Raw genomic sequence first — 25,180 nt, forward strand, 5'->3', positions numbered from 1 at the left:
AATCCACCCGATCAGCGGGTGATCAAAGGTTGTCCCTGGTACTTAATAGAAAGAATAGCCGTTTCGGCCTTGGTCACCGCCGTGCTTGCCAGACTGCCATAGCTAAGCGCGCTGGTATAATGCTGGCCGTCGTGAATCGCCCACCAGAGCATGTTAGCCAGGGCTTCTCCCTTGTCCTTATCCTTCTGGTTGGTATATACCAGTATCCAGGTGAATCCAACGATGGGATAGGCTTCCGGATTGGACGAGTCGGTCAGCATTACCTTCATATCATCCGGCAAAGACACACCTTCCGCTGCTTTCGTGGTCGCCTCCAGCGAAGGTTCGATAAAGTTACCAGCCGAGTTCTTTAGCTTCGCCCATGCCAGTTTGTTTTGTTCGGCATAGGCCAGTTCCACGTATCCAATGGAGTTGGGGATCTGCTGCACCTGCCCGGCCACACCGGCATTGCCCTGTCCACCGATGTCGCCGGGCCATTTGACGGATGTGGCATTGCCTACTTTTGAACTCCAATCCTGGCTGACCTTGGAAAGGTAATTGGTGAAGATATAAGTTGTGCCCGATCCATCAGAGCGGAAGACGACAGCTATGGGTGCATCTGGTAACGTCAGGTCCGGATTAAGCGATGCTATTGCATGGTCATTCCACCTGGTAATTCTCTTAAGATAGATATCGGCCAGCATTTCGCCTGTGAGTTTAAGCTGGCCCTTGTCTATATCGGCCAGGTTGTATATGACAGCTACAGATCCGCTGGCCATGGGAATATGTAGAATAGTCCCGTTCTTTTGTTCCGCCTTGGTTATTTGCACTTCAGTCATAATGCCGTCGCTGGCGCCGAAATCAACCGTACCCTCCGTGATCTGGCTGATGCCGCCACCCGATCCGATGGGCTGATAGTTGACCTTTACACCGGTGAGCTTGTTGTACTCATCAAACCACTTGGTATAGAGGGGAGCGGGAAAGGTGGCGCCCGCTCCAGTGAGATTAATTGACTTAGAAGGCGTACCTGAAGGACTGCCGGACGGTGTTCCGCAGGCTGTCATCATGACCGATGCAATCAGGATGGCAATAATAGACGCAATCCGGTTTTTACTCGATTTGCTCAAGCTGATCTCCTTAATGATTTTTCAGTGACATATGCATCTGTCACCATATTCAGTCTACAGCCGCTATATAAAGGAAGCATTAATCCGATGTTAAATTTGTGTTAAAACCCGCTATGCGCAGTTCAGGCGCCCATCGGAAGCGTGAAAAAGAAGGCCGATCCTTTGCCCTCAACACTTTCCACCCATATTTTGCCGCCGTGAGCAGCGATAATATGGCGTGATATGGCCAGTCCCAAACCGGTACCTTCATCATCCCTGGCCTTATTGACCTTATAGAAACGCTCGAAAATGCGCGGCAGTTCGTCGGCCGCTATCCCGATGCCCGTATCGCTCACAGCAAAAAGCACATCGCTGCCCTGTTTATCAACCTGAATGGAAATCGAACCGCCCGGATCCGTAAATTTTATTGCATTGTGAATTATATTCAACAATACCTGCTCGATCCTATATTGATCGATGACCAGAGCAGGTAAATCGGGATGGATATCCAGATTCAAGCTCAGGTTCTTTTTATCTGACTGCGCCTGTAAGCGCTGCACCACCTGTCTGACCAGGGTATCTATTTTCAGTGTATCTTTGATCAACACCGGCTCACTATTCTCCAGCCTGGAAAGCTCTGTCAACTCGTCTGTCATACGAGCCAGTTTATCGGCCTCCACATTTATTTTCTGCAGGAAATCCAGGTAAACCTCGCTATCTATCGGTGCTCCATCGGACAGTGTTTCAGCAATCAGTTTAATAGAGGAAATGGGGGTGCGAAACTCATGCGACACGTTGGAGATAAAGTCCCTGCGTATCTCTTCCAAATGTCGCTTCTCACTAAGGTCCTTCACAATTACGATATAGCTACGGGTTTCGGCGCCGGGGCAGACCTTTAAATCCAGGTACTGGTTTTTTCCGCGAATTTTGATCGCTGCAGTCTGTGGAACGCCGGTACTGATGCATTTCTTCACAAGGGCGTCGCATTCGTAGTCCCTGACGGCCTCGATAAACGACGTATTCCCACTTTTATCGTCAGCAATGCCGAATATGCGCGCGGCGGCCTGGTTCATATACCGGATCTCACGGCGCTCGCCAAGCACAAATATGCCCTCATCGATCAATGATAAAAGATATAAATAACCTTTTTCAGGCATTTTCGAACCGCTCACAATCAGCCTGCAAATTTGTACCCATATCCTCGCACTGTGAGCAGGTACTGCGGATTATCGGGATCCGTTTCCAGCTTGCGACGCATCCACCGCATATGAACGTCGACTGTCCTGTCATTTCCAATGAAGTCATAACCCCATACCTTTCTTAATATCTGCTCCCTGCTGATAACCTGCCCGCGATTGCTCAGAAGCAATACCAGCAGCTCAAATTCCTTGGGATTCAACTCCACTTTTGTTCCGCTCCTGCTTACTTCGTGCTTCTTGAGATCGACTGTTATATCGCCGGCCTCAAGAAATCCACTGCTTCCGGCGGCAGCCGTTCCTGCGTCCTTTACGGCTTCCGAACGTCTCAACACGGCTTTGATCCTGGATAATAATTCGCGCATGCTGAAGGGCTTGGTTACGTAATCGTCCGCTCCCAGCTCGAGGCCCACCACCCGGTCCACTTCCTCCGACCTGGCAGTCAGCATGATGATAGGTACCTGTGATTCCCCACGGATTATCCTGCATACTTCTGTCCCGCTCATAACCGGCAGCATGATATCCAGAATAATCAACGCAGGCTTATTGCTGCGATACATCTCCAGCGCCTGGGCCCCATCGACGGCGGCCAGCACACCATAGCCCTCTTTTTTAAGGTTATACTCAAGCAACTCTCTCAGAGTATCGTCATCTTCAACAATAAGAATACTGGCACTCATGGAGCTATAAAAAATATCTGCCGTGTATTGCCAACTAAGCATAAAACAAACACTCGCAGCATTACAAACGCTGCGAGTGCTGCAAGTGTTTAACAACCGAATGCTTAAGCTAAATAGTCGATCAATTTGCGGCTGCGGCTTGGGTGTCTGAGCTTGGCCAGCGCCTCTTTTTCAATCTGCCTGATCCTTTCACGCGTCAGGCCAAACTCGTGCCCGACTTCTTTCAAGGTCAGGCCCTGTTCGTTGTCCAGGCCGTAACGCATTTCGATGATCTTGCGCTCACGGTCGGTCAGCGAGGACAGGACATCCCTGAACTGCTGCCTGAGCATGCTGTTGGCCGCCTCATCCTCCGGCGCCGGATTGACTTCGTCCTGAATGAAGTCACTCAACTGGCTCTCATCGTCGCCGATGGGAATATCCAATGATACCGGCTCCGCGTACAGAATACTCACCAGCCAGTCTATCTTATCTGTTTCGACCCCCATCTCGGTGGCGATCTCATCGCTGGTCGGTTTTCGTCCCAGCTTCTGCAGCAGCTTTTGCCGTGCATTATTCATCTTGGTAATGGTTTCGACCGTATGCACGGGCAGGCGGATGGTCCTCGACTGGTCGGATATTACCCTGTTGATGGCCTGTCTGATCCACCAGGTGGCATAGGTGCTGAATTTAAATCCGCGCCTGTAATCGAATTTCTCAACGGCGCGCATCAAACCTATGTTCCCCTCCTGGATGAGGTCGGAAAGAGGCATGCCGCGCGCCCTGTATTTCTTGGCCATGCTCAACACAAGCCTGAGATTCGCCTTGATCATGTGCTCAGCAGCCTCGCGGCCGGACTTTTTTAAAGCTGCGAAATGCTCCCTCAGTTTCAGGCTCTGGGTCTCTACGTACCTGGCAAATTCCGATTTAACCGATGCATCTTTCAACTCGGCAACGCTCTTATACTCGTGATAGCCGTCTATTATCTGCCATGGTATAAGGCGCGTAACTATTGAAAGCTCTGTTATATCCTGCAGCGCCTCCTCGGTTTCAGTATGAGTGGCTTTGGCTGCGAACTGCACTGTCTCCTCAATGATTACGTCGTCGATACGGGCCCTCAGCGCGCTGTCCGAGACTTTCATTGAAAGGATTGCTGCGCCGGACGAATGATAATGTTTGAGCAGCTTTTCCATCAGGTTGCTGTGAACCGCCAGGCGCGATATGAGGAAACGTATAACATCGACCTCACGGGATCTCCTGGAAGTAACGGATGGCAACTGCTTCTCCACATGGGAAAGGTAGTTTGCGAGCTCCATGCGGCTGCTTAAAATCTTCTCATCCCTGGACGTGAGCAGGGGAGTTTTGCTGCATTCGGCAATATACAGACTGACCGAATCCTCGGAGTAATCGCTGCTTTTCCTATCATCGGGGAAAACAACGTCCTCCACATCAGCTTTAACGTAAGCTGATTCACTGGATGTCCTATTGCCTTCTATGTGCTCTAATCCCCAGTCGATACCAATTTTTTCCATGGTCTTTACACCTTGTTTCATCTTGGCCATATCTATAAACTCCTTCCGCAATCCCCAACTTCGCGGAGTATACTCATTCAACAATAAAATTGTGAATTCTTTATGAATTTTCAGCACAAATATAATAGTCTATGCTGATTTGCCGGTAAGCGACTTAGGTCGCAAATAGTAAAACGTACCGAACGGCAAAAAGGTTGCGACGGAAACAACAACAATAGCCCGATCAAATAAGTATGAGGGTCCGGCGGGGGCTGCCGTCAGCTTTCCAGGGCAACGATCTCAAACGGACACTGCAATGCACCGGTTGCGCAGACAAGCTCACAGTCGGTGCACCAGCCGCAGTTATCAACTTCGAGTATAGCCACGGTATTATCATGGAGTACGAGGGCGCCGCATTTGCATACCGTAACGCAAAGGCCGCATCCGTCGCACCTGGCATGGTCAATGACGGGCATTATGGGCAATCGGTTCTTCTCCTCAGATAACATGTCAATTATATTTGTATTTTAGCTCTTTACCATGTAGTACAATGTAACCTAAATCACCTCAGTTCAATCCTGCCAGCCTGTCCAGGTAGCTCCGGTCTTTGATGACAATGCGGTGCCTTTCCAGGCTGATGGCGCCGCTGTCCTCCAAATTCTTGAGAGACCTGCCCACAACTTCCCTGGCGGTCCCCGCCATGGCCGCCATCTCGTATTGAGTCAACCTTTGATAGCCTTCAGGACCGGGGGCGGCATTCTGCAATAGTATTTTAGCCACGCGACCGGTGACGTTTTTGAAGGACAGGTCTTCCACCAGTGTTAAAAGCAAACGCGCCTGCTCCGATAGGATCTCGAGGGCATTGCGCACTATGCGCCAGTTCTTCTCCATGACGGGCAACAGGTCATTTTTATGGATCCAGTATATTATGGTGGTATTGCCCAGAGCCTGTGCGCTGTAAGGACAAAAGCTGCCCCCGAAAACCGCCGTGTCGTTGAACGACTCGCCCGGCCGGACTATCTTAATAATCTGCTCTTTGCCCTCGGACGAGGTCTTGTATATTTTTACCACGCCCGTATTAACGAAATGCAGGTTCTCCTGTTTATCCCCCTCGGATACGATGGTCTGCCCTTTAATGAAAGACTTGCTGTTAAACAGGGACGGCAAACCCGCCAACCTGTCGTTTTCAACACCGTTAAAATAACTCAGCCGGCTTATATTCTCAATCGTTATATTCATTATGCTTACATCAATACCTGAAATTTATCAAATTATACCAGTCCCTGCACTATTATGAAATGGCCTGCGATGTGCCTCCTGAGGCAGTAACGCGCGCTCTAAATACATGCAGTTTGACTGGAAATTATTCAAGTCCTTATAATGTGCTAACCTGCAACAGACGCTGCCGCACATATATGGCGCGGTCGGGCCAAAAGCAACGGACTAAGACTCCGTGGGAACACAGGTTCCACGGAGTCTTATTAATTAAAATATGGAAATTCAGAAACAGAAGACTTCTGTAGCGCTGCTGTCGGTGGCTTCTAACTGCATGCTGGTTATTCTGAAGCTGATAACCGGCTTACTTACAGGGTCCATCTCGATACTGTCCGAGGCGGCGCATTCCTCCATGGACCTGATCGCCTCGGTCATAGCTTTCTTTGCCGTGCGAATCTCAGCCAGGCGTCCGGATGCGGAGCACCCCTTCGGCCACGGCAAGGTCGAGGACATCTCCGCACTGGCCGAGGCGCTGCTGATCGTCATAGCCGCCGTTTGGATCGTCGTTGAGGCGGTCAACAAGATCATCGCCCCCCAGCGGCTGGAAACGATCGACTGGGGCATCGCTGTGATGCTGCTGTCTGTGGTGGCCAATATAATCGTATCGCAGCTACTTTTTACCGTGGGTAAAAGGGCAGATTCGCCTGCCCTTATCGCAGATGCCTGGCACCTCCGCACCGACGTCTGGACTTCTGCAGGGGTGCTGACAGGCCTGGCGGTCATCTGGGTGGGCGCCAGATTGTGGCCTAATATAAATTTGACCTGGATCGATCCTGTGGCGGCCATTTTAGTGGCCACGCTGATCCTGCGGGCAGCCTTCAACCTGACCCTGGGAGCAACCAAAGACCTTATCGACACCAGCCCGCCGGCCCATGAACTGTACTGGCTGTCGAGCTATCTACAGAGCTGGTATCCCACTGCAAGGTCCATCCACCGCATCCGCACCAGGAAATCCGGCGCCGCGCGCTTTATAGACCTTCATATCGTGGTGGACCCCGCCATGACGGTCAGCGATTCCCATGAAATCACCGAGAAGATGACCGCGGCAGTGAGGGGTAAACTGAGCGGGGCAGACCTGACGGTGCATATTGAACCCTGCGACGGCCTGTGTAAAAAAGCCTGCGCCAGCGGTTGTATGCTGCCATCAGAGGAGAGAACAGCTATACAGCAATCGGCGGCGGCCGCTGCGAAGAAGACCAGGCAGACGATCTGACCGCTCGAACGGTTCATTAGAATTCAAAGCAGTGAGGTAGTTAAGATGGCAATAAGCAAATTCCATATGCCGATCCGTTTTATCATGGGCCAGGGCAGCTTTGCACAGCTTGGCAAGGAGACGGCCCGCTTGGGCAAGTCCGCCTTATTGGTCACAGGATCACGCAGCATGCGCTCAACGGGCGTGCTGGAGAAAGCGACCGGGGACCTTGCGGCCAACGGTGTCACGTCAGTTATTTTCGATAAAGTGGAGCCCAATCCTCGCACATCCACGATCGACACTGCTGCCAGGACTGCGCGGGACAAGAGGGTCGAGATGGTCATTGCGCTGGGCGGAGGCAGCGTGATGGACGCCTCCAAATGCATCGCCCTGGCCGCAGCGGGAGGAGAGCCTATTTTCTCCTACTACGAAGGTAAAGCCAACAGCAAGATAAAGGCTCTTCCTATCATAGCCGTACCCACAGTGGCGGCCAGCGGGTCCGAAGCCAACAACGGGGCGGTCATTACGAACTGGGAGACGCATGAAAAAGTGGTCCTCATGCATCCCTCCACTTATCCGGCCGTATCCATCGTCGATCCCGCCCTGACCTTAACCGTCCCGGCCAAAACGACGGCCCAGGGCGGTATTGACATCTTCTGCCACCTGGTCGAAGCATATATCACGGCACATGAATGCACGCTGATCAATGACGGGCTGCGCGAATCGTCCATGCGCACGGTGGTCGAAGCGCTTCCTGATGTACTGGCCAGGCTGGATGATATAGAGGGACGTTCCAGATTAACCTGGGCCAGCACCATAGCCTGCTCGCAATTCTCCAGCCTTGGGGGTGGTACAGGCTTAATGACGCTGCACGGGCTGGAGCATCCTCTGAGCGCAATCTACGATTTGGCCCATGGCGACGGTCTGGCGGCGCTGCTTATCGAATGGATGAAGTTCACCCTTCCAGCCCGCCGGGAACGCGTCGAAAAGCTCGGGCAGAACGTATTCGGGGCAAGCGACGGCATAGTAGCGACGCAGAACTGGCTGCATACAGTCGGCATGGACCACAGGTTGCGCGCCCTCGGTGTTAAGGAAGCTGATTTCGAGGCACTGGCCGACAACGCACTCAGGACGGCGCCCTGGGTCAAGTTCCACCCCATCCCGCTGGACAAGGCGTCCATAATCTCAATATACAAGAAATCTTTCTAACGATTAATCTACGGGTTCACGCCACCACCAGCTCTCTTGCCCCGCTTTTCCATTTCTCGGCGTTTTTGATCAAGGCCTCGGCGCCCTTCATCATGACTCCACCATTTCTCTCGGAACCGAGCATGACGGCCAGTTCCCTGATGCGGTCCTGTCCTTCGATCGTCTCAACCGTGCTCGACGCCCTTCCGCCCTCGATGACCTTATTCAATTTGAAATGAATGTCGCCGAAACAGGCGATCTGCGGCAGGTGTGTTATACACAGCACCTGATGGAAGCCTGCCAGGCTGCCCAGCTTGCGGCCGACGGAGTCTGCGTTCCTGCCGCCCACTCCCATGTCTATCTCATCGAAGACGAGCGTGGGAATGGGATCTGCAATCTTGAGCGCGCTCTTCACAGCCAGCACTATGCGTGAGGTCTCGCCTCCCGAAGCGATGGCTGACATGGGCCTGATGGGTTCACCGGGATTGGTGGCCACCTGAAACTCCAGCCGGTCGATACCGTCCCCCGTGTAGGCATATGCTTTGCCGCCTGCCGCAGAAAGCCCCTGAGCATCCTCCCTGCGCGAAAGCGCGATATCGAACCTGGCCCATTCCAGGCCGAGATCGGCCAGTTCGCTGTTGACCAGCCTGACCAGCTTCTCCGCGGCACTGCGCCTGGCCAGAGAGAGTTCTTCAGCTTTCCTGCCGGCTTCGGCCTTGAGCTCCGCCCTTTCGGCCTCCAACCTTGCCCTCGTCTCTTTGCCGTTACGCAATGCCAGCAGCTCGGATACAGCCTTATCCCTGAAAGCCTTTACCGCGTCGATGCTGCTGCCGTATTTACGTTTCAGCGCAGAAAGCATCTCGATTTTATTTTCGATCTCCTCCAGCTTTTCCTGACAATTCTCCACGTTTTCAGCATAAGACCTCAATTCCCGAGCCGTCTCCTCGATGGCAGCCAATCCACCCTCCAGCCCTTCCGAAAACTCCGCCAGGCGTGAATCGGCGGAGCTGATGCCCCTCAAACAGGTCAGCACTTTGTGCATGAGCACCGACACAGACCGGTCCTCGCCGTAGAGGGTCGCATAGGCGTCAAGGCATCCCCCGCTGATGGCGCCGGCCCTGCGATAAATATCCCTTTCCCTGAGCATGGATTCCTCATCTATACCGTCCAGCGCGGCAGCGTCTATCTCATCGATCTGATACTGGAGAAGATCGATGTATCCGTCCTTTTCCCTGTGCTCCAAAGCGCCAAGGATTTTCTCTTTTGCCCGCAATTCCTCGATGGTTCTCCTGACCTCTTTACGCCTGCCTTCCAGTTCGCCGTACTTATCGACCAGCATCAGCTGATTGGCGCTATCCAGCAGGGACAGATATTCCATCTGGCCGTGAATGTCCACCAGGTGTCGTCCGATTTGCCTCAGCAGCGAGAGAGGCACCGCCCGGTTGTTGACCCTGGCGATGCTCCGGCCGCCATCCTGAAAATCGCGCGATATCAGCAGCATCCCGTTGGCCTCGGGCTCGATGCCGCTCTCCTCAAGTATCCCCCTGATCAGGCCGATCGTGACCTCGGACGGCCAAAATATAGTCTCTACGTGCGCAGCCCTGCTACCGCTTCGGATCAAACCGGATGGCGCCCTGGCGCCCATCATCAAGCTTAAAGCATCTACCAGCAGCGATTTGCCCGTGCCCTCATCCCCGCTTATCACGTTCAAACCAGGTACGAAACGTATAGAGATATCCCGTATGACAGCGAAATTCCTGATATGCAATTCCCCTAACATAGCGCGCCTCCTGTATTCGCAGGAAATAATACACTTGTTCTACTATCATAGAGAACAATTGTTCTATTTGTCAAATTGATATAGGGGGTGCGTTAAGGTTAAATGCCTGACACTTATCGGTCACAGGCGGCCGTTATAGCCATGCAGCACGGCCTGAAATAGTCCTGTTAGCTCAGGATACTGACCAGATCGATGCCCGCCTTAAGTGCCTTTGTATTGTCTGCCACGGCTTTAGGGAACATGCCCTTGATCACCGGCAGGAGGGAATCCTCGGACAGAGGTATCAGGCCGTTTTTTAGCAGGGCGCCTATGAGTATCATATTAGCCAGCATGGCGTTGCCCATTTTCAGCGCCTCTTCCGTGGCGTTAACAACATATGTTTTGGTAGACATGCTCTTTATCTGCCCCAGCAGTGATTTCATATCCGGGTATCCACCTCCCGAGCCGGTGAAATCCACTGCGTGGATCGGCCGCGGATTGACCACGGTGACCACATTTTGATTGCCAAAGGATTTCAGCACCCGCAGCGTTTCTACGGGCTCCATCCCCAGCACAACATCAGCCTGCCCTTCAGGGATAAGCGGGCTGAACTGCTTCTCCGTTGAGATTTTAAGATGGCTCATGACGGAGCCACCGCGCTGCGATGAGCCGTAAGTTTCACCTATGGTAACGAAATATCCGTCATGTACCAGCGCGTTGCCTATCACCAGCGAGACCATAACATTGCCCTGGCCGCCAACACCCGCCACAACCAGATTAATGGGATCTTTTGAGAGTCTCTTCATGCTACAGCCTCCTTGGTTATGGCGCCTTCGGGACATATGTCGGCGCAGACACCACACTCGTTACAAATCACCTCGTCGATCCTGGTTTTGCCGAGCACGGGGTCCCAGATCAATCCCGGGCAGCGGAAGACGCGGGTACACAGCCTGTTGCATCCGCAATCCTCGCCCAGGCACTTCTCAGGATCAATCCGCATCTTGTAAGGTTTCTTATCCTTCTTCTGTCTGACGAGTTCACACGTGCGGCGCATAATGGCGACCCTCGTACCCTGGTTTTGCTCCACCAGGTCAAGTATTGTGCGTGTGGTATTTTTCAAATCAAAGGGGTCGCACACCTCCACCCGTGCGCCGATGGCCCGGCATATATCCTCCATACTGATGTGTGCAGCAGGCTCACCCATTGCGGTAAACTCGGTACCAGGGTGCGGCTGAAAACCTGTCATGGCCGTCGCCCCGTTATCCAGTATGACCAGTGTGAAATTGGCATGGTTATGCACTCCATTTACCAGTGCGGGGATGATGGAATGATAGAAAGTGGAGTCGCCCACCACTGAAACTACCGGCTGGTCGAAGCCGAAGCGGTGCAACTGGCCGAAGCCGTTGGCCAGCCCGGCTCCAGCGCCCATGCACTGGTGCGTCCTGGTTTGAAAGAATCCCGCGGGGCCCAGAGCCATGGTATAACAGCCTATATCGCCTGTGACAAAGCCGTTGCGACCGTCCATGGCCAGCGCGTTCTTGATAGCCCAGAAGGAAGCGCGGTGAGGACAGCCGGGGCAGAAGGTTAGCAGCCTGTCCATAACGTGGTCCTGAGGGACGGCTGTAACCTTCTTCATATATTCCTCATCCCTTGGCGCATACTTGATATCCAGCACAGAGGTTATGGCCTTGATCACCGCGTCCGGTGTAAGCTCGCCAGTGGAGTTGAGGTGGCGGGTCTGCTTACCGTAGAACATGTTGCGCTTGCTCTCGGCAGAGAAACCGGCGGCATACTCCATCACAACACCCTCCAGGAATGGATCGGTTTCCTCGATGAAGATGACTTTGTCCGCCCTGGACAAGCAGGACTTCACCAGCTTCTCGGGCAGCGGCCACAGTGTGCCCAATTTCAATATGCCGACCCTGTTTTCAGCCTTAAGCGCATTGACCGCATCCTGAGAATAAAGCCAGCCGGAACCGGAGGTGATGACCAATAGGTCGGGTTTTTCGGGGCCGACATATTTGTTGAACGTGGTGGCCTCGAATTTCTCCCTGATTTTATCTATCCGCATATGCTGGAACATATGCCGGAAAGCAACCGGAACGCACATGATGGAGGTGGGCATCGGCGCCGCCGGATCGAAGTAGCTTTCAAAGCGCGCCTTTTGTGCGACTTTTGGAATTTCACCCAGCCTGATATTGCCCCTGGCATGCGCGATTCTGGTCACACTGCGCATCATGCAAATCGTGCCAAATTCCTCGCTTATTCCATACAGGAACGGCATCATGTCCTTCGCTTCCTGAAAATCGCCGGGCTCAACCAGCGGTATGTCCAGCCATTTGGAAACAGGACGTGAATCCGTCTCATTCGAGCTGGAATGGGCGGAGGGATCATCGCCCACCATCAGGACAAGGCCTTTTTTACCTATGCCGCTGAGAGTAATCGTTGACAGGAAATCAATCACGGTATTAAGGCCGTTCATTTTCATGGCCACCAGCGCTCTGATGCCGGCAAAGGATGCGGCAGCCCCCTCTTCCATGGCAACTTTCTCATTTACCGACCATTCCACGTAGATATCACGTTTCCTGGCCACCTCAGCCAGGCTGCCGAGGATCTCCGATGAAGGAGTCCCGGGATAAGCTGATGCAAAGCCGATTCCCGCTTCCAGTGCTCCCCGCGCCATGGCCTCATTGCCTATAAATAACTGGTTACTGCCCGGGGCATCGACATCTATATTCGGCATACTAATGTCCTCCTTGCGGTGTTACCCGGTGGGCGAGCAGTTTCTCCTTTAGTTTATCGGATATACCGAGGTATATCAGGTCGTTTCTATCGCCCGTTTTCTCGACTATGGCCTGTACGGCCCGCGCCTTTTTAATTAAGGCGGCTTCTTTCAGGTGCATCAGGTTTTGCGCAGGCAATTCCTTTGTCTCGAGCTTTCCTTTCTTTTGAGCATCCACGACCAAGTCCATGCCCCGCTGTGTTCGTACGATCACGGTATTCCAGCCTTCGATCCCTTCAACCGAGCCGACAGATATATCTGTGAACTCGGCCGTCATATCCAGGCAATATGCGCAGGTGGACATTCTATACTTTCTGATCTTATCCAGCGAGAAGGACTTGACCTCTTTGCCTATGTAAAAATCGAACCTGTTGGCAGGGGGCGGCGGGATGTCGAACTTCTTGATCTTAGCGATTGAAACGTTGTTCTTGATGAACTCGTAAAACCTGTCGTAGGCCAGTGCCCAGGTGCAGAAAAGGCCGATAGTCAATCTCACATTTTCCATGCTGACACGCTGGGACGGCGGGCTTACCTTCATTTTAGCCAGAGCGATGGCCTGGCAGGGCGTAACCACGATGCCGAGCCTCTCTTTACTGTCCCCGGGCATCCTGTTGAGAGTTTCCAGGGCAGGGTAGGCCATGTAATTGGACCCCGCTCCCTCCAGCACCTGCGCGGACGATCGGGCTACGAATCCGGCGGGCAGCTTGTCGTCGGTGTTTTTGGACAGGATGGCTGCGTCGATTGAGCCATTATCCAATGCCAGAGACAGCAGCACGCTAACGGTGCCGCCGTACTGAGCTTTCGCCCTGGTTTTGCTATCGCCGGCCCTGGCCATAAGGACTTTCCTGACAGTTCCGATCTCATCGCCGCTGTATGGCATGCCGTGTATATTGTCGCTGATGGCGTCCAGGTCGGTAAAAGTTCGGGGACAATACTCGTAGCAATGCCCTTCTGTCCGGTTGCATAAGTCCAGCATGCGTATCTTCCCCCGATAAAAAACCACGTAAGGGCAGTCCCCCACACAAGCCCCACACACAGCACAGAGCCCCTTATCGATTACTTCCTTGAAAAGGTCCCCGATTCCCTTTGTTTTAGCGACCATGGAAGCCTCCTTATTATGATCAGGGATACACAATGAACAAAATCAAAGCTAATTTTAAATCCGCGTCGGGTAATAATCAATTTCAGACGTGGCGCTTTGCGGGCAAAGAGTGGAGAAAAGGTTGTGCAGAACGATCATATCTTAGCTGTATTCGCAGCCTTTGAGCAGGGCAGCCTTGTTCAGTTCGAGCTGCCGTTTGTCTTTGGAGAGCATCTGGTTGAGCACCTTGATGATACTCGATGTGGTGGCTACATCCGTATTGGCGATGACGGTGCCCAGCGCGATCAGGTTGCCGACCGACTCGTCGCCGAGCTCTTTAGCAGTCTCGACGGTCGGCACATAGACGACCTTGATATCGTGTCGCTTGGACTTCGTTTTGATCAGTGAGGTGTTAACCACCAGCAGCCCGCCGGTCTTGACCGTGGGCTCAAGCATCTTCATGGCGGCCGGGTTCATGGCCACAGCGATATCTGGATGTGTGATAAAAATGGAGCCGATCCTTTCGTCCGAGATATTCACGAAGCAGGAGCACATCCCACCCCTCTTTTCACCGCTGTAATAGGGCAACCAGGTGGTCTCCAGGCCTGCTTTGAAAGCTGATTCCATCAGCAGCCTGCCGATGAAGAGCAGGCCCTGTCCGCCGAACCCCGAGATGGTTATCTCCCAGTTCAACTCCCGTCCCCCTTCTTGAGCTCGGCAACCCCGGGTAACACCTTGAATTCACCCAGGGGAAACTGAGGTATCATGTTGTCTGTCATCCACTGGGGCGCTTTCACCGGATCCACTCTCCAGTTGATGGGGCACATAGAGAGTATCTCAACCATGGCGAAGCCCAAGCCGGCGAGCTGCGTGCGAAAAGCCAGCTCAACGGCCTTCTTGGCCTTGCGTACGTTGGCCGGATTGTTCACGGCCACCCTGGCGATATAGGCGGGGCCGTCCAGCGTGGCAAGCATTTCACTCATCCTGATGGGCCAGCCCGACTGCTCGGCGGTGCGGCCGCCCGGTGTGGACGCCGTATACATGCCCATCAGTGTGGTGGGAGCGAGTTGCCCTCCGGTCATGCCATAAGTAGCATTATTGGCGAAAATGATGGTGATCTTCTCTCCCCTGGCGGCCGCGTGTACTATCTCGCCGGCGCCGATGGAGGCCAGGTCGCCATCTCCCTGTATGGCAAAGGGCACCAGGTCCGGCCTGCATCGCTTGATGGCTGTGGCTACACACGGCGCACGCCCGTGGGGCGCCTCCATGCCGTCGACTTTAAAATACTCATAGGCAGTCACCGTGCACCCGATAGAACCTATGCATATAGCCCGCTCCACAAGGTCCAGCTCCTGCAGGGCTTCTCCGACCAGCCGCTGAATAATACCGTGGCCGCATCCCGGACAGAAGTGCGTGGGACGGTCGACCATGATGTCCGGCCGGGTAAAGATCACGTTATCGTAATCATCCATTTCAACTTCACTCATAGAAATTACTACATCAATAAATCGATGGCCTCAAATATGGGATCGGCCTCCAACGGAACACCGCCGTATGTATTCACCAGCTTTATCTCATTCTGGTTTCCCACCGCAATCCTGACATCCTCCAGCATCTGCCCCCCACTCATCTCGGCCACTACGAACTTGCAGCCCTTTTCAGCAAGGTCGGCCAACGGCTGATAGGGGAAGGGAAACACCGTGATGGGACGGATGAGGCCCACGCGGAGTTTCTTACTGCGGGCCATCTTCATGGCGCTGATGGCGGACCTGGCTGCGCTGCCGTAAGCGACCACTATGATATCCGCATCCTCAGTATTGAGGGCCTCGTAACGTACCTCGTTGATACGCATCTTCTCGAATTTATCCAGCAACAGCTTGATCCGTCTGGGATGATCGATGGGATTCATCTCAAAGGAGTTGATACGGTTCTTGGGCCTCCCTTTGGCGCCCGTTATAGCCCACTTCTTTTCCGGAAATTTCTTCACCCGCTCACGTATGACTACGGGCTCCATGGCCTGTCCCAGAAAACCGTCGGCAATAACCAGCGTCGGATTACGGTATTTATCCGCCAGCTCGAAGGCCAGCATGGTCAGGTCCATCATTTCCTGAACGGTAGACGGCGCCAGATTAATCAGATAGTAGTCGCCGTGCCCGCCACCCCGCGTGCATTGCATGTAGTCGCCCTGTGCTCCCCCGATGTTGCCCAGTCCAGGCCCGGCCCGCATTATGTTTATTATAACAGCCGGCATCTCGGCGCCCGACATGTAGGAGATGCCCTCCTGCTGAAGGCTGAAACCGGGGCTGGAAGTGGAGGTCATGGCGCGGAAGCCTACGGCCGCGGCGCCGTAAACCATATTGATGGCGGCCAGCTCGCTCTCGGTCTGCAGAAATACCCTGCCCTCCTCAGGCATATGGCGAGCCATGTGTTCGAGCAGGTCGTTCTGCGGTGTGATGGGGTAACCAAAATAAGCCTGGCACCCGGCGAGTATGGCGCCTTCTGCTACGGCAATATTACCCCCCATGAGGGTCCTTTCGGGCATAGGTCGGCTCCTCGGATTATTAATGGTCAGGAAATGGTGCCGGCTTCCAGGACGCGGCTGCGGAAAACCGAGATAGCAACGTCGGGGCACATGATTGCGCATGACTTGCAGCCCGTGCATTCGTGTGCTTTATCAGGAATCACCTCGGCGAAATTCACGCCGAGCCTGTTAATCTCTTTGGATGTCCCGATGATCTCCCTGGCACATACTGAAATACAGTAATGGCAGGCCTTGCACTTGTCCTTGTCTATTACTATGTAGTTGGTTTTCCTGCTTTCAGAGATTAGCAATGCACCAATCCTTCAAATTACTCTATGGCCTGAAAAAAGCGCAATCAGAAACATAGTTTACATACACACGAATTATATGTCAAGAGGCGCATATGGAAACGGCGCCCTTATACGCTATTCCGGTTTGTCCTTATAGCGGCCCACGCAGACCACGTACTGTTTGCCGTCACTGCCCGTGACCAGCTTATAATATACGGATTTATAGAACAGGCCGATCTTTCCCGGCATGGTGAAAATGTAATCCTCCCAGCCTGTGTCATTCTTAAGCGCGCCATCTACAATCGCGTCCCGGAATAGTTTCCCCGCCATATCGGGGACACCTTTGAGGTTACGTCCAACCACCGCCGGGTTGCTGGCGTTGGCCGCCTCGGTTACATACTTGTCAAAGACATAGACATATAGATCGGACCTGTCTTTATCCCTGTAAGGGCTTTCGCCGGCATTAATCTTGCGGATCGTCCCGCCGGCATCGGCCACAATATCCGCAGCCGTCCTGTCCACAAGGTGGACAACAGCTTCTTTCGGCACGCTGTCCGTTGTGTAGCGGGGTAAAACATAGCTTGTGATTATGCTGTCATAAAGGCTGCAAACATCGGAACTCTCTGTTTTTTTCATGTCGTCCAGTGCTTTTTGCCAAGCCCCGATGGTCGCGTCCGGCGTCTGGCGGTTGAAAGCGATGTACCAGTCGGCCCTCCATACATACGAGACCGGCTCAATTTCCGCGGGATTTACTCCGGCCTCATAGGCGAGGAAATGGAATCCCTGTGAAGGCCCCAGCCAGAGATCCACTTTGCCGTCCATCAACTTCTTGATACATTGTACATCGTTTTCGCTGACATTCAGGTTGGCAAAACCCTTCTCCAGCAGGAAAAGCTGGTTGGCATCATCCTTATAGACTGCGATGGATTTAACCTTCCTGGCGTCGTCCAGGGAGCTGATCGTGATGTTCGATCCCCGCCTGGCATAAAACCAATGATCCACGAACCCGATAGGCCCCACCCATTTAAACATCTCTTCACGGAAAGGCATCCTTCCGATAGAGTAAATCATGGTATTTGGCTGGCTCTGCACTATCTCATATCCTTTCGACCACGGCATCAGCTCGATAGAGCTATCATTTCCCGTTTTACTCATCAACGACCGCACTATCTCGGTCGATTGACCGGTGATATTACCTCGTTCGTCAGCAAAGTTATAGGGCGGATAATCTTCAGTAATGATGCGCAGCTTTCCGTCGGGCGGCGCACAGTTATAGCCTGAAAGCAGTATCAATGCTGCCAGCAGCACACAGGCGAAAATTCTCATCACACGTGCCTCCTTAAATTAAAGCATCATAGCCGATTGACTCATATTTTTACACACGTCTCATGCAAATGTCCAGACTCTTACAGGCGCATATTTATCCGTGGTATAATATTGCGCTTTTGCACCGTTTGATGCGCCCGCAAGCCCGTATGATACCAATAGTCAATCCATTGATTGATTGAACAATTAGCCGGAATTGTATATCATAATGCGGTGCAGCGCTGGAGACGTCGACTTGATCTTGATCTGCAATAATAGGAGTTATTAATGCCGCAAAAGAAGAGCAGGGTGTTTCAGACGAGAGTGGTGGTAAAAAAGAACAACAAGCTGAACCGCGCTCAGCGCGGGAAACAGATAGCCAGCTACAGAAAGAGGCAGATCACGCGTGCAGCATATGAGATCATTGCCGAAAAAGGCTACTACAATTTCACCATGATGGATATAGCCAAGCGGGCGGGGGTCTCATCGGGCCTCATACACCATTATTTCAAGGACAAGGAAAATATGCTGGTAACCCTTCTCCGGGAGATGCAGCAAAATGTGCGTGCGTCATTAGAGAGAGCACTCGAGCGCGAGTCCGATCCTAAAGAAAAATTAGGCATCTTCGTCGACCAGGGCTTTAACCTTGTGGAGAATGAAAAGGAATATATATACGTAACCTTCGATTTCCTGACGCAAATTAAGTTCAACGAGCGTATGCAGCGAATTTTAAGCAAGCTGTACCGTGGCTACAGGGAGAGCCTCTCATCAATTCTGCGGGAAGGCAAGGAGAAGGGGATCTTTAGAGACGTGGACGAGCACTACATCGCCACCATTTTTTCCTCCATCCTGCTGGGATTGGAACAGCAATATATCGTGGACAATACCGCCTTTTTCTACCGCGAATACGCCGCCAGGGTGAAAAAATTCATCTTCGATATGGTGCTGATAGAGAAATAACCGCTCAGGACGGGATGACAGCGTCATCCCGGCACAATTGCTTCAAACTGCTAAAAGCCGCGTCTTCGCTCAGCTTGCCGCTCTCAAAATCCTCTATTATTTGCCGCACCTCCTCCCTGATACCCAGCGCTGTCAGGCCTTTCTTATCCAGCGGGAACTCGGGAAAAAGGAAAAATAGGCCGGCAATCTCGCTTTTGCTGCCGCAAATGAGGTCTTCCACGGGCTGCTGCATGAGGTCCTTCTCTTCCCTGGTCAGCTGCGCTGCCGTGAACACCTCGTTGCAGAAGTGATAGCGGCATTCGCGCGGCCGCCGGTCGAAGATGGGACAGGTGCTGAAATATTCCGAGTAAAACAGGCAACCTATATTTTTACAGCAGTAACCGTTGCAGCGAGGGCAGATATCCGTCGCGGCCGTATTCATGATGCCTACCAGCCGGGCTATGCCGGGCCCGAAAAGCTCACCGAACTCACTGTCCGTTAAAAATATCTTGGTGTTAAGACTGCTGTTTATCATTCGAAATACAATGCCGTCGGCGATGGCCGCTTTAATTCGGCTGCCTAACAGACTTTACGCGATGAGCTTTGCAGAGACCGCAGTTCCTCGATCATAGTGGTATAGTTGTAGGCCTGTTCCTCGGTTATCAGCCCCTTCTGTATCAGATCGGTCAACGACTGGTTGAGCGTCTGCATCCCTTCCTTGCGGAAAATCTGAATCTGTCCATAAAGCTGGTGTATGCGGCCCTCGCGAATGGTATTCCTTATCGCATTGTTGGTGAGCATGACCTCACAGGCCGGCACCATCCCCTGATCACCCTTTGTAGGTATCAGGAATTGGCAGATCACGGCCACCAGTATCTGAGAAAGCTCGTTCCTGATCTGTTCCTGCTGCCTGTCGGGGAACATATCAAGAATACGGTTGATTGTCTGGGCGGCATCGATGGTATGCATGGTTCCCATCACAAGGTGACCTGTTTCGGCGGCCCTGATGGCCGTTTGCATTGTCAGAATATCACGTATCTCACCCACCACTATCACATCGGGATCGTGCCGCAGCGCGTGTACCAGGGCGACATCGAACGATTCGGTATCGTGCCCCACGTTACGCTGGACGATCAGGCATTTTTTGTTCCTGAAGACATATTCAATCGGATCCTCGATGGTAATTATGTTGCGCTGGACGTGCTGATTGAGATATTCCACCAGGGCAGCGATGGTGGTCGATTTTCCGCTGCCCTTGGCGCCGGTGACGAGGATCAGCCCCGACCGTTTCATGACCAGTTCTTTTATCACGGGCGGAAGGTTGAGTTCCGCCAGCGGTGGAATGCTATAGGGGATGATTCTGACCGCTATGCTGAGCGTGGAGCGCTGCTGCATCACATTGATCCTGCAGCGCGTATAGTTCTTAACACTGAATTCGAAATCCAGTTCATGCCGGGCCGCAAAAGCCTTCCTCTTCTCGGCGGTGGTGATCTCCTCGAAAAGAAGCTCTACGTCCCCGGGCGTCAACGGCGCCATATCCGGTATGGGGATCAAAACCCCAAAGATCCTCACCGTGGGGGGTGAACCCACTCGCAAATGCAGGTCAGAGGCGTTGTTGTCGATAGCTATCTTAAGTAGATCCTGTATTCCCATCTGGCCTTCCTATGCTCACTTATGCCGTTCACTATTGTATAGATTATGGTTTCCATTATCAATTGGTAATGTCCCCGCTCGCAATATATAATTTCACACGATGCCCAAACCTCTCTTCCCCGGAACATTCAAATACATGGGCGGGGTAACTGATGCCGAAAGATAATGAACTACTGGAGAGATTCAAGACCGAGGCTGCTCTTACAGGCGCACAGATCAAGGTGGCATCATCCGCCGAAGAGGCGGTGGAGTATGTGCTGGGCCTGGCTAAAGAAAAAGGGATAACAACGGTGGTCAAGTCGACTTCATCCATCGCCGACAGGCTGGATTTGGCGGCACGACTGTCGAAAGCCGGCATCAAGGTCATGGAGACATCGATCGCACAGTGGGCGGCCCAGTTAGCAAGGGGGCAGGAAGTACCCATCGATAAACTCGCTGAACTCGTCTCAGCCGCAACGGGTGAAAAAGTGCCTGCCGAGCCGGAGGCCATACTGCGGGTTGCCCGCCGTATGCTGAAAGACGCCTATACGGGGGCCGGCCTGGGCATCACCGAGGCGGACTTCGGCATCGCTGAAACGGGCACGCTGGTAACGCTGGAAAACGAAGGAAACGCGCGCCTGGCGGCGGCTCTGCCCAAACTGCACCTGACTCTGCTGGACGGCGCACGTATAGCAGGCAGTCTGGCGGACGCAGCCGACCTGATCAAAGACTCCCCCGGCGGCATACCCGGACACAAGGTACCCACTTTCATTACCTACCTGACCGGGCGCAACACGACCGCCGACATACCCGGGGCCATCTTCGCCCGCGCCCAGGGCCCGGCCGAAGAGCATATATTGATATTAATAGCCTGATTACCCATCGGCTGCAGTATCTCTCATGTCGGGAAAATTGAGAAAACAGGTCAGGCAGGCGCTGGCGGACGAAACTCTGCAGGCGGCGCTGAGCCGCTTCACTATGCTGACCAAATTCGGCCGCCAGATGGGCATGACCGGTATCGATTTCGAAGCGCTACGGCAGGACCTGCACGAAAGAAAAGCTAAGGCTATAGACAACCTTCCAGCGCTGATCGAAGAGTTTAAAGCCAACGCCGCAGCCGCGGGCGCTGTTGTCTTCGAAGCAGGGAACGCCGGCAAGGCCAATGACTATATAGCCGGGCTGGCCCGCCGGCGCGGCATCAGACATATCATCAAGTCCAAGTCCATGCTGACCGAGGAGATCGGGCTGCGCCATCACCTGGAACGCACCGGGATACGCGTCGATGAAACAGACATCGGCGAGAGGATAGTCCAGCTCGCGCGGGAGAAACCCGCCCACATCGTCGGTCCCGCCATTCACAAGACCACCGAGCAGATCGCATCCCTCTTTACCGAGCTGCTGGGCGAACAGGTCAGTACAGAATCGCAGCCGCTTTTGGATACGGTGCGCCAGTCCCTGCGCCGGTGCTACCTGGATGCGGACATGGGCATATCCGGCGCCAACATAGCCATAGCCGAAACCGGTACAATCGTCATACTTACGAACGAAGGAAACGGCCAGCTCGTGACCACGCTGTCACCCCTGCATGTCGCCGTCGTGGGTATAGAGAAGATCATGCCGGTTTTTGAAGACGCCAACGCCGTGCTCAGGCTGCTCAGCCGCAGCTGCGTTGGCACCAAGATGACCGTCTACACCTCCTTTATCACGGGTACCGGCAAGGTTTCCGGCCTGCCGCTGCCGGGCGGACAGGGTCCGCGCGAACTGCATATCGTGCTGGTGGACAACGGCCGCAGCCGGATGAGGGATTCGGACGACTTCAGGGAGGCTCTCTACTGCATTAAGTGCGGTGTATGCCTGAACGTCTGCCCTGTATTCGCGTCGCTGTCGGGACAGACTTACGGCCACGTATACCAGGGAGGCATAGGCACCGTACTCACAGCTTTTTACCATGACAGGGAACGCTCAAGGGAGCTTTCGGAAATGTGTCTGGGATGCATGTCCTGCAAATCCGTCTGCCCGGCCGGCATCGATATACCAGGACTCATACGCAGGCTGCGCGCTCAACACGTTCGTAAGAAAGGGCTGCCGGCCGGCAAGCGGTGGGCGTATAGTGTGATCAAGCATCCCGCCCGCCTGGAAAGCGCCGTCAGGGCCTGCGCAAAGCTGCAGGGGCCCTTCCTCGATGCCGATTCCATGATCAACAGGCTGCCGTACCCGCTGAACAGCATCACCGATACCATCAGCCTGCCGGGACTAAATATCAATCTATTACGCAGCCGTTTGACTGAATACTCCTGCCCCGCTCAAAGCAAATCGCCTAAAGTAGCCTTTTATTCCGGATGCGTCACATCCTTTGCTTATCCGGAACTGGGTGAAGATGTCATGCGCCTGCTCGAGAAAAGCGGCCTGGCTCCGTATTACCCGCAGGAGCAGGCCTGCTGCGGCGCGCCTGCCTATTTCTCCGGAGATTACAGTAGCGCGCTGGCACTGGCCCAGCGTAATATCGAGGCGCTGTCAAGCGGCAACCCCGACTACATCGTCACCGTTTGCCCGGGCTGCGCCGTTATGCTGAAAAAAGAGTTCCTCAGCCTGACCACAGGCCTGAAAGAACTGCATGAAAAAGCCGTGCGCCTCTCCGAAAAGGTGCGCGACCTCTCTCAGCTGCTGGCCGAGCTTGGGACAAAGCCGGCTGTCAAAGTGTCAAAGGTAAAGAAAGTCACATATCACGACCCATGTCATCTCAAGCGCGGGCTGGGCATATCCGCAGAGCCGAGGCAGCTGATAGAGGCGGCCGGTTACAGTCTGGTGGAAATGAACGATGCGGATGCCTGCTGCGGTTTCGGCGGGGATACGCTGCTGGCGCATCCCGAGCTGTGCGGCTCCATACTGCGGCGCAAGCTGGCCAACATCAAGGCTACCGGTGTGGACACAGTAGTCACCGGCTGCACGGCCTGCGTATTACAGTTGCGCGGCGGGCTGCACAAGAATAACAGCCCCATTAAAGTTGTTCATATCGCCAGGTTACTGGCCGGTGAGGTTTAAGGCGGGCATTTGGCGCAGACGGAGCGGAATAGCGTGGTGCTGAGATAGCGGTCGCCCCGGTCAGGTAGTATCACGACAATGTTGCCTTTATCCATTTTATCGGCGATGCGGACCGCCCCGGCCACAGCCGCCCCGCTGGACATACCCACAAAGACACCCTCTCTGGTCGCCAGCATCCTGGTCATTTCGAACGCTTCTCCGTCCTCCACGATTATTTTCTCGTCAAATCCCTTGGTGTCATAGATACCGGGCACCATTGATTCGGTCATATTTTTCAGCCCCTGAATAGTATGGCCTTCCGTGGGCTCCACGGCGATGACGCGGATCCCCGGTTTCTTCTCCCTCAGGTATTTGGCCGTCCCGATCAGCGTGCCCGAAGTGCCCAAGCCTGCGACAAACACATCAACTTCGCCGCTGGTCTGCCGGAATATCTCCGGTCCGGTCGTCTCGTAATGCGAAAGGGGGTTGTTGGGATTGTCGAACTGGTTGGGCATGAAGTATTTGCCGGGCTCTTTCTCGATAAACTGGCGGGCGCGGCGGATGGCCCCATCGGTCGCCTCCTTGGCCGGGGTCAGGATAACTTCGGCGCCGAAGGCCTGCAGGCAAATCTGACGCTCAGTGCTGACGCATTCAGGCATGAAAAGCTTCACTTTATAACCCCTGGCCGAGCCGATCATGGCCAGCGCGATGCCGGTATTGCCTGAGGTAGGCTCAACGATGATCCTGTCCGGGGTCAGCTGCCCGCTTTCCTCGGCTTTTACGATCATATAATAGGCCGGCCGGTCCTTGATCGAGCCGCCGGGATTACAGCCCTCCAGCTTGGCCAGGATTTTAACCCGAGGATTCACACCGTCCAGAGGCCCCAGCTCCACCAGAGGGGTGTTACCTATGGCGTCGAATACCCTGTGCTTGATTTCGTTCATAGCGTTCACTCCTTGCCGCCGCCTTTTTACAGACTATTTAAATAGGCGTCCTTGTTGTTCATAAATTCTTTATATATCTGATAGTATTCCGTGTCTATATAGTTTATCGGTTTAATGGGCACGCTGTCGAAATCATAGATAACGGCTCCCGGGAAAGCCAGCAGGATGGGCGAGTGGCTGGTGATGATAAACTGGGCATGGCCGTCCGTGCTCATCTCCTTGAGCAGCTTCAGCAGTTTGAGCTGGCTCCTGGGAGAAAGCGCTGTCTCAGGCTCGTCCATGAAGTAAACACCCTTTATTTTATAGCGGGAACTGAAGAACGAGATGAGTGACTGACCGTGGGACTGGGTGAGCAGGGAATCCCCGCCGAAGTATTCGAGCATGCCCGGGTCGGCGTGCGCCCACTCGTCCAGATAACGGGCGAAGTCGTGAAAAATCTGCGAGCTGAAATAGGATCCCGGAACGGGTCCGGATTCCCATTCCACGTCTATATACTCGTAGAAACGGCCCTCGTAGGGATTGTACTTATAGCGCGCGCCCTCGGTATCCTCCCAGATATGGATCCCGCATCTCTGGCAGATGGCTTTAAGCAGCGTGGACTTGCCTGTCCCGTTCTCCCCCGCAAAGAAGGTCACCGGGCCGCGGAACTCGACCGAGGCGGTCTTGTTGAAGATATCCAGGTTGAAAGGATAACAATCCCTGCCCGGATATCTCTCTGACTGCAGTACGACTTTATTGATATGCATTGAAGATATCGCTTGGGGCTGATATTATAACATAACCGTATGCAGCTATATGATTTT

Annotated in this window: 24 protein-coding genes; 5 read left to right on the top strand and 19 right to left on the bottom strand. The window is 53.7% G+C overall.

Annotation, left to right across the window (positions count from 1 at the left end):
• Positions 1–11: 11 nt before the first annotated feature.
• The 6 genes from pstS to WC359_04210 all read right to left on the bottom strand — a co-directional run bounded on the left by pstS (position 12) and on the right by WC359_04210 (position 5,687).
• Positions 12–1,106 carry a phosphate ABC transporter substrate-binding protein PstS gene (gene pstS, locus WC359_04185; protein MFA5399616.1) on the bottom strand — a complete coding sequence of 365 codons (1,095 nt, stop codon included), beginning with the start codon at positions 1,104–1,106 and terminating at the stop codon, positions 12–14.
• 122 nt (positions 1,107–1,228) lie between these two features.
• Entirely contained in the window at positions 1,229–2,257 is a 1,029-nt protein-coding gene (locus WC359_04190; protein MFA5399617.1) for an ATP-binding protein, read from the bottom strand.
• 2 nt (positions 2,258–2,259) lie between these two features.
• The gene (locus WC359_04195; GenBank protein ID MFA5399618.1) at positions 2,260–2,961 is read right to left on the bottom strand and encodes a response regulator transcription factor; all 702 of its coding nucleotides are present in this window, start codon (positions 2,959–2,961) and stop codon (positions 2,260–2,262) included.
• 104 nt (positions 2,962–3,065) lie between these two features.
• Positions 3,066–4,499, bottom strand: a complete 1,434-nt coding sequence (locus tag WC359_04200; protein ID MFA5399619.1) for a sigma-70 family RNA polymerase sigma factor — start codon at positions 4,497–4,499, stop codon at positions 3,066–3,068.
• A gap of 227 nt (positions 4,500–4,726) precedes the next feature.
• On the bottom strand, positions 4,727–4,924 hold the full coding sequence (locus WC359_04205; GenBank protein ID MFA5399620.1) for a 4Fe-4S binding protein: 198 nt from the start codon (positions 4,922–4,924) through the stop codon (positions 4,727–4,729).
• A 91-nt stretch (positions 4,925–5,015) separates the two neighbouring features.
• Positions 5,016–5,687: a Crp/Fnr family transcriptional regulator gene (locus WC359_04210; protein ID MFA5399621.1), complete on the bottom strand. Its 672-nt coding sequence runs from the start codon at positions 5,685–5,687 to the stop codon at positions 5,016–5,018.
• A gap of 253 nt (positions 5,688–5,940) precedes the next feature.
• Between WC359_04210 and WC359_04215 the strand changes: the two genes are divergently transcribed.
• Together WC359_04215 and WC359_04220 are read left to right on the top strand one after the other, a co-directional pair.
• Positions 5,941–6,936 carry a cation diffusion facilitator family transporter gene (locus WC359_04215; protein MFA5399622.1) on the top strand — a complete coding sequence of 332 codons (996 nt, stop codon included), beginning with the start codon at positions 5,941–5,943 and terminating at the stop codon, positions 6,934–6,936.
• 45 nt (positions 6,937–6,981) lie between these two features.
• Positions 6,982–8,124, top strand: a complete 1,143-nt coding sequence (locus WC359_04220; GenBank protein ID MFA5399623.1) for an iron-containing alcohol dehydrogenase — start codon at positions 6,982–6,984, stop codon at positions 8,122–8,124.
• A gap of 16 nt (positions 8,125–8,140) precedes the next feature.
• On the opposite strand, the gene recN is transcribed toward WC359_04220, so the two are convergent.
• The 9 genes from recN to WC359_04265 form a co-directional block, all read right to left on the bottom strand.
• Positions 8,141–9,883: a DNA repair protein RecN gene (gene recN, locus WC359_04225; GenBank protein MFA5399624.1), complete on the bottom strand. Its 1,743-nt coding sequence runs from the start codon at positions 9,881–9,883 to the stop codon at positions 8,141–8,143.
• A 167-nt stretch (positions 9,884–10,050) separates the two neighbouring features.
• The gene (locus WC359_04230) at positions 10,051–10,668 is read right to left on the bottom strand and encodes an indolepyruvate oxidoreductase subunit beta (GenBank protein MFA5399625.1); all 618 of its coding nucleotides are present in this window, start codon (positions 10,666–10,668) and stop codon (positions 10,051–10,053) included.
• On the bottom strand, positions 10,665–12,605 hold the full coding sequence (locus WC359_04235; protein MFA5399626.1) for a thiamine pyrophosphate-dependent enzyme: 1,941 nt from the start codon (positions 12,603–12,605) through the stop codon (positions 10,665–10,667). The genes WC359_04230 and WC359_04235 overlap by 4 nt, the downstream gene beginning before the upstream one ends.
• Before the next feature lies 1 nt (position 12,606).
• Positions 12,607–13,746, bottom strand: coding sequence for a Coenzyme F420 hydrogenase/dehydrogenase, beta subunit C-terminal domain (locus WC359_04240; protein ID MFA5399627.1), 1,140 nt, complete (start codon positions 13,744–13,746; stop codon positions 12,607–12,609).
• 141 nt (positions 13,747–13,887) lie between these two features.
• Positions 13,888–14,418 carry a 2-oxoacid:acceptor oxidoreductase family protein gene (locus tag WC359_04245; GenBank protein MFA5399628.1) on the bottom strand — a complete coding sequence of 177 codons (531 nt, stop codon included), beginning with the start codon at positions 14,416–14,418 and terminating at the stop codon, positions 13,888–13,890.
• Positions 14,415–15,212 carry a thiamine pyrophosphate-dependent enzyme gene (locus WC359_04250; protein ID MFA5399629.1) on the bottom strand — a complete coding sequence of 266 codons (798 nt, stop codon included), beginning with the start codon at positions 15,210–15,212 and terminating at the stop codon, positions 14,415–14,417. The genes WC359_04245 and WC359_04250 overlap by 4 nt, the downstream gene beginning before the upstream one ends.
• Before the next feature lie 8 nt (positions 15,213–15,220).
• Positions 15,221–16,267 (bottom strand): 3-methyl-2-oxobutanoate dehydrogenase subunit VorB, encoded by a 1,047-nt coding sequence (gene vorB, locus WC359_04255; protein MFA5399630.1) that lies wholly within the window; start codon positions 16,265–16,267, stop codon positions 15,221–15,223.
• A 26-nt stretch (positions 16,268–16,293) separates the two neighbouring features.
• Positions 16,294–16,557 carry a (Fe-S)-binding protein gene (locus tag WC359_04260; protein MFA5399631.1) on the bottom strand — a complete coding sequence of 88 codons (264 nt, stop codon included), beginning with the start codon at positions 16,555–16,557 and terminating at the stop codon, positions 16,294–16,296.
• Positions 16,558–16,671: 114 nt separating this feature from the next.
• A complete protein-coding gene (locus WC359_04265) occupies positions 16,672–17,862 on the bottom strand; it encodes a transporter substrate-binding domain-containing protein (GenBank protein ID MFA5399632.1) in 1,191 nt (396 codons plus the stop codon).
• A gap of 267 nt (positions 17,863–18,129) precedes the next feature.
• Here WC359_04265 and WC359_04270 point away from each other — a divergent pair, with 267 nt between their 5' ends.
• Complete coding sequence (locus WC359_04270; protein MFA5399633.1) at positions 18,130–18,801, top strand: TetR/AcrR family transcriptional regulator; 672 nt, start codon at positions 18,130–18,132, stop codon at positions 18,799–18,801.
• Between the two features lie 4 nt (positions 18,802–18,805).
• Here the strand turns inward: WC359_04270 and WC359_04275 are convergent, their stop codons facing one another.
• Together WC359_04275 and WC359_04280 are read right to left on the bottom strand one after the other, a co-directional pair.
• A complete protein-coding gene (locus WC359_04275) occupies positions 18,806–19,315 on the bottom strand; it encodes a hypothetical protein (protein MFA5399634.1) in 510 nt (169 codons plus the stop codon).
• Between the two features lie 44 nt (positions 19,316–19,359).
• Positions 19,360–20,433, bottom strand: a complete 1,074-nt coding sequence (locus WC359_04280) for a PilT/PilU family type 4a pilus ATPase (GenBank protein MFA5399635.1) — start codon at positions 20,431–20,433, stop codon at positions 19,360–19,362.
• A 152-nt stretch (positions 20,434–20,585) separates the two neighbouring features.
• Between WC359_04280 and WC359_04285 the strand changes: the two genes are divergently transcribed.
• Both WC359_04285 and ldhH read left to right on the top strand, forming a co-directional pair.
• The gene (locus WC359_04285) at positions 20,586–21,287 is read left to right on the top strand and encodes an LUD domain-containing protein (GenBank protein ID MFA5399636.1); all 702 of its coding nucleotides are present in this window, start codon (positions 20,586–20,588) and stop codon (positions 21,285–21,287) included.
• A 25-nt stretch (positions 21,288–21,312) separates the two neighbouring features.
• Complete coding sequence (ldhH, locus tag WC359_04290) at positions 21,313–23,454, top strand: L-lactate dehydrogenase (quinone) large subunit LdhH (GenBank protein ID MFA5399637.1); 2,142 nt, start codon at positions 21,313–21,315, stop codon at positions 23,452–23,454.
• On the opposite strand, the gene WC359_04295 is transcribed toward ldhH, so the two are convergent.
• Positions 23,451–24,377: a PLP-dependent cysteine synthase family protein gene (locus WC359_04295; GenBank protein MFA5399638.1), complete on the bottom strand. Its 927-nt coding sequence runs from the start codon at positions 24,375–24,377 to the stop codon at positions 23,451–23,453. The genes ldhH and WC359_04295 overlap by 4 nt on opposite strands.
• 26 nt (positions 24,378–24,403) lie before the next feature.
• The gene (locus WC359_04300; protein ID MFA5399639.1) at positions 24,404–25,123 is read right to left on the bottom strand and encodes an AAA family ATPase; all 720 of its coding nucleotides are present in this window, start codon (positions 25,121–25,123) and stop codon (positions 24,404–24,406) included.
• Positions 25,124–25,180: the final 57 nt, after the last annotated feature.

The sequence above is a fragment of the Dehalococcoidia bacterium genome, assembly GCA_041653995.1.
Classification (GTDB): Bacteria; Chloroflexota; Dehalococcoidia; order GIF9; family UBA5629; genus CAIMUM01.

Bases quoted from the DNA above. Each gene is read 5' to 3' on its own strand.
- WC359_04195 (MFA5399618.1), bottom strand. From the start codon at position 2,961: ATGAGTGCCAGTATTCTTATTGTTGAAGATGACGATACTCTGAGAGAG.
- WC359_04200 (MFA5399619.1), bottom strand. From the start codon at position 4,499: ATGGCCAAGATGAAACAAGGTGTAAAGACCATGGAAAAAATTGGTATC.
- WC359_04205 (MFA5399620.1), bottom strand. From the start codon at position 4,924: ATGCCCGTCATTGACCATGCCAGGTGCGACGGATGCGGCCTTTGCGTT.
- WC359_04210 (MFA5399621.1), bottom strand. From the start codon at position 5,687: ATGAATATAACGATTGAGAATATAAGCCGGCTGAGTTATTTTAACGGT.
- WC359_04215 (MFA5399622.1), top strand. From the start codon at position 5,941: ATGGAAATTCAGAAACAGAAGACTTCTGTAGCGCTGCTGTCGGTGGCT.
- WC359_04220 (MFA5399623.1), top strand. From the start codon at position 6,982: ATGGCAATAAGCAAATTCCATATGCCGATCCGTTTTATCATGGGCCAG.
- recN (MFA5399624.1), bottom strand. From the start codon at position 9,883: ATGTTAGGGGAATTGCATATCAGGAATTTCGCTGTCATACGGGATATC.
- WC359_04230 (MFA5399625.1), bottom strand. From the start codon at position 10,668: ATGAAGAGACTCTCAAAAGATCCCATTAATCTGGTTGTGGCGGGTGTT.
- WC359_04235 (MFA5399626.1), bottom strand. From the start codon at position 12,605: ATGCCGAATATAGATGTCGATGCCCCGGGCAGTAACCAGTTATTTATA.
- WC359_04240 (MFA5399627.1), bottom strand. From the start codon at position 13,746: ATGGTCGCTAAAACAAAGGGAATCGGGGACCTTTTCAAGGAAGTAATC.
- WC359_04250 (MFA5399629.1), bottom strand. From the start codon at position 15,212: ATGAGTGAAGTTGAAATGGATGATTACGATAACGTGATCTTTACCCGG.
- vorB (MFA5399630.1), bottom strand. From the start codon at position 16,267: ATGCCCGAAAGGACCCTCATGGGGGGTAATATTGCCGTAGCAGAAGGC.
- WC359_04265 (MFA5399632.1), bottom strand. From the start codon at position 17,862: ATGAGAATTTTCGCCTGTGTGCTGCTGGCAGCATTGATACTGCTTTCA.
- WC359_04270 (MFA5399633.1), top strand. From the start codon at position 18,130: ATGCCGCAAAAGAAGAGCAGGGTGTTTCAGACGAGAGTGGTGGTAAAA.
- WC359_04275 (MFA5399634.1), bottom strand. From the start codon at position 19,315: ATGATAAACAGCAGTCTTAACACCAAGATATTTTTAACGGACAGTGAG.
- WC359_04280 (MFA5399635.1), bottom strand. From the start codon at position 20,433: ATGGGAATACAGGATCTACTTAAGATAGCTATCGACAACAACGCCTCT.
- WC359_04285 (MFA5399636.1), top strand. From the start codon at position 20,586: ATGCCGAAAGATAATGAACTACTGGAGAGATTCAAGACCGAGGCTGCT.
- ldhH (MFA5399637.1), top strand. From the start codon at position 21,313: ATGTCGGGAAAATTGAGAAAACAGGTCAGGCAGGCGCTGGCGGACGAA.
- WC359_04295 (MFA5399638.1), bottom strand. From the start codon at position 24,377: ATGAACGAAATCAAGCACAGGGTATTCGACGCCATAGGTAACACCCCT.
- WC359_04300 (MFA5399639.1), bottom strand. From the start codon at position 25,123: ATGCATATCAATAAAGTCGTACTGCAGTCAGAGAGATATCCGGGCAGG.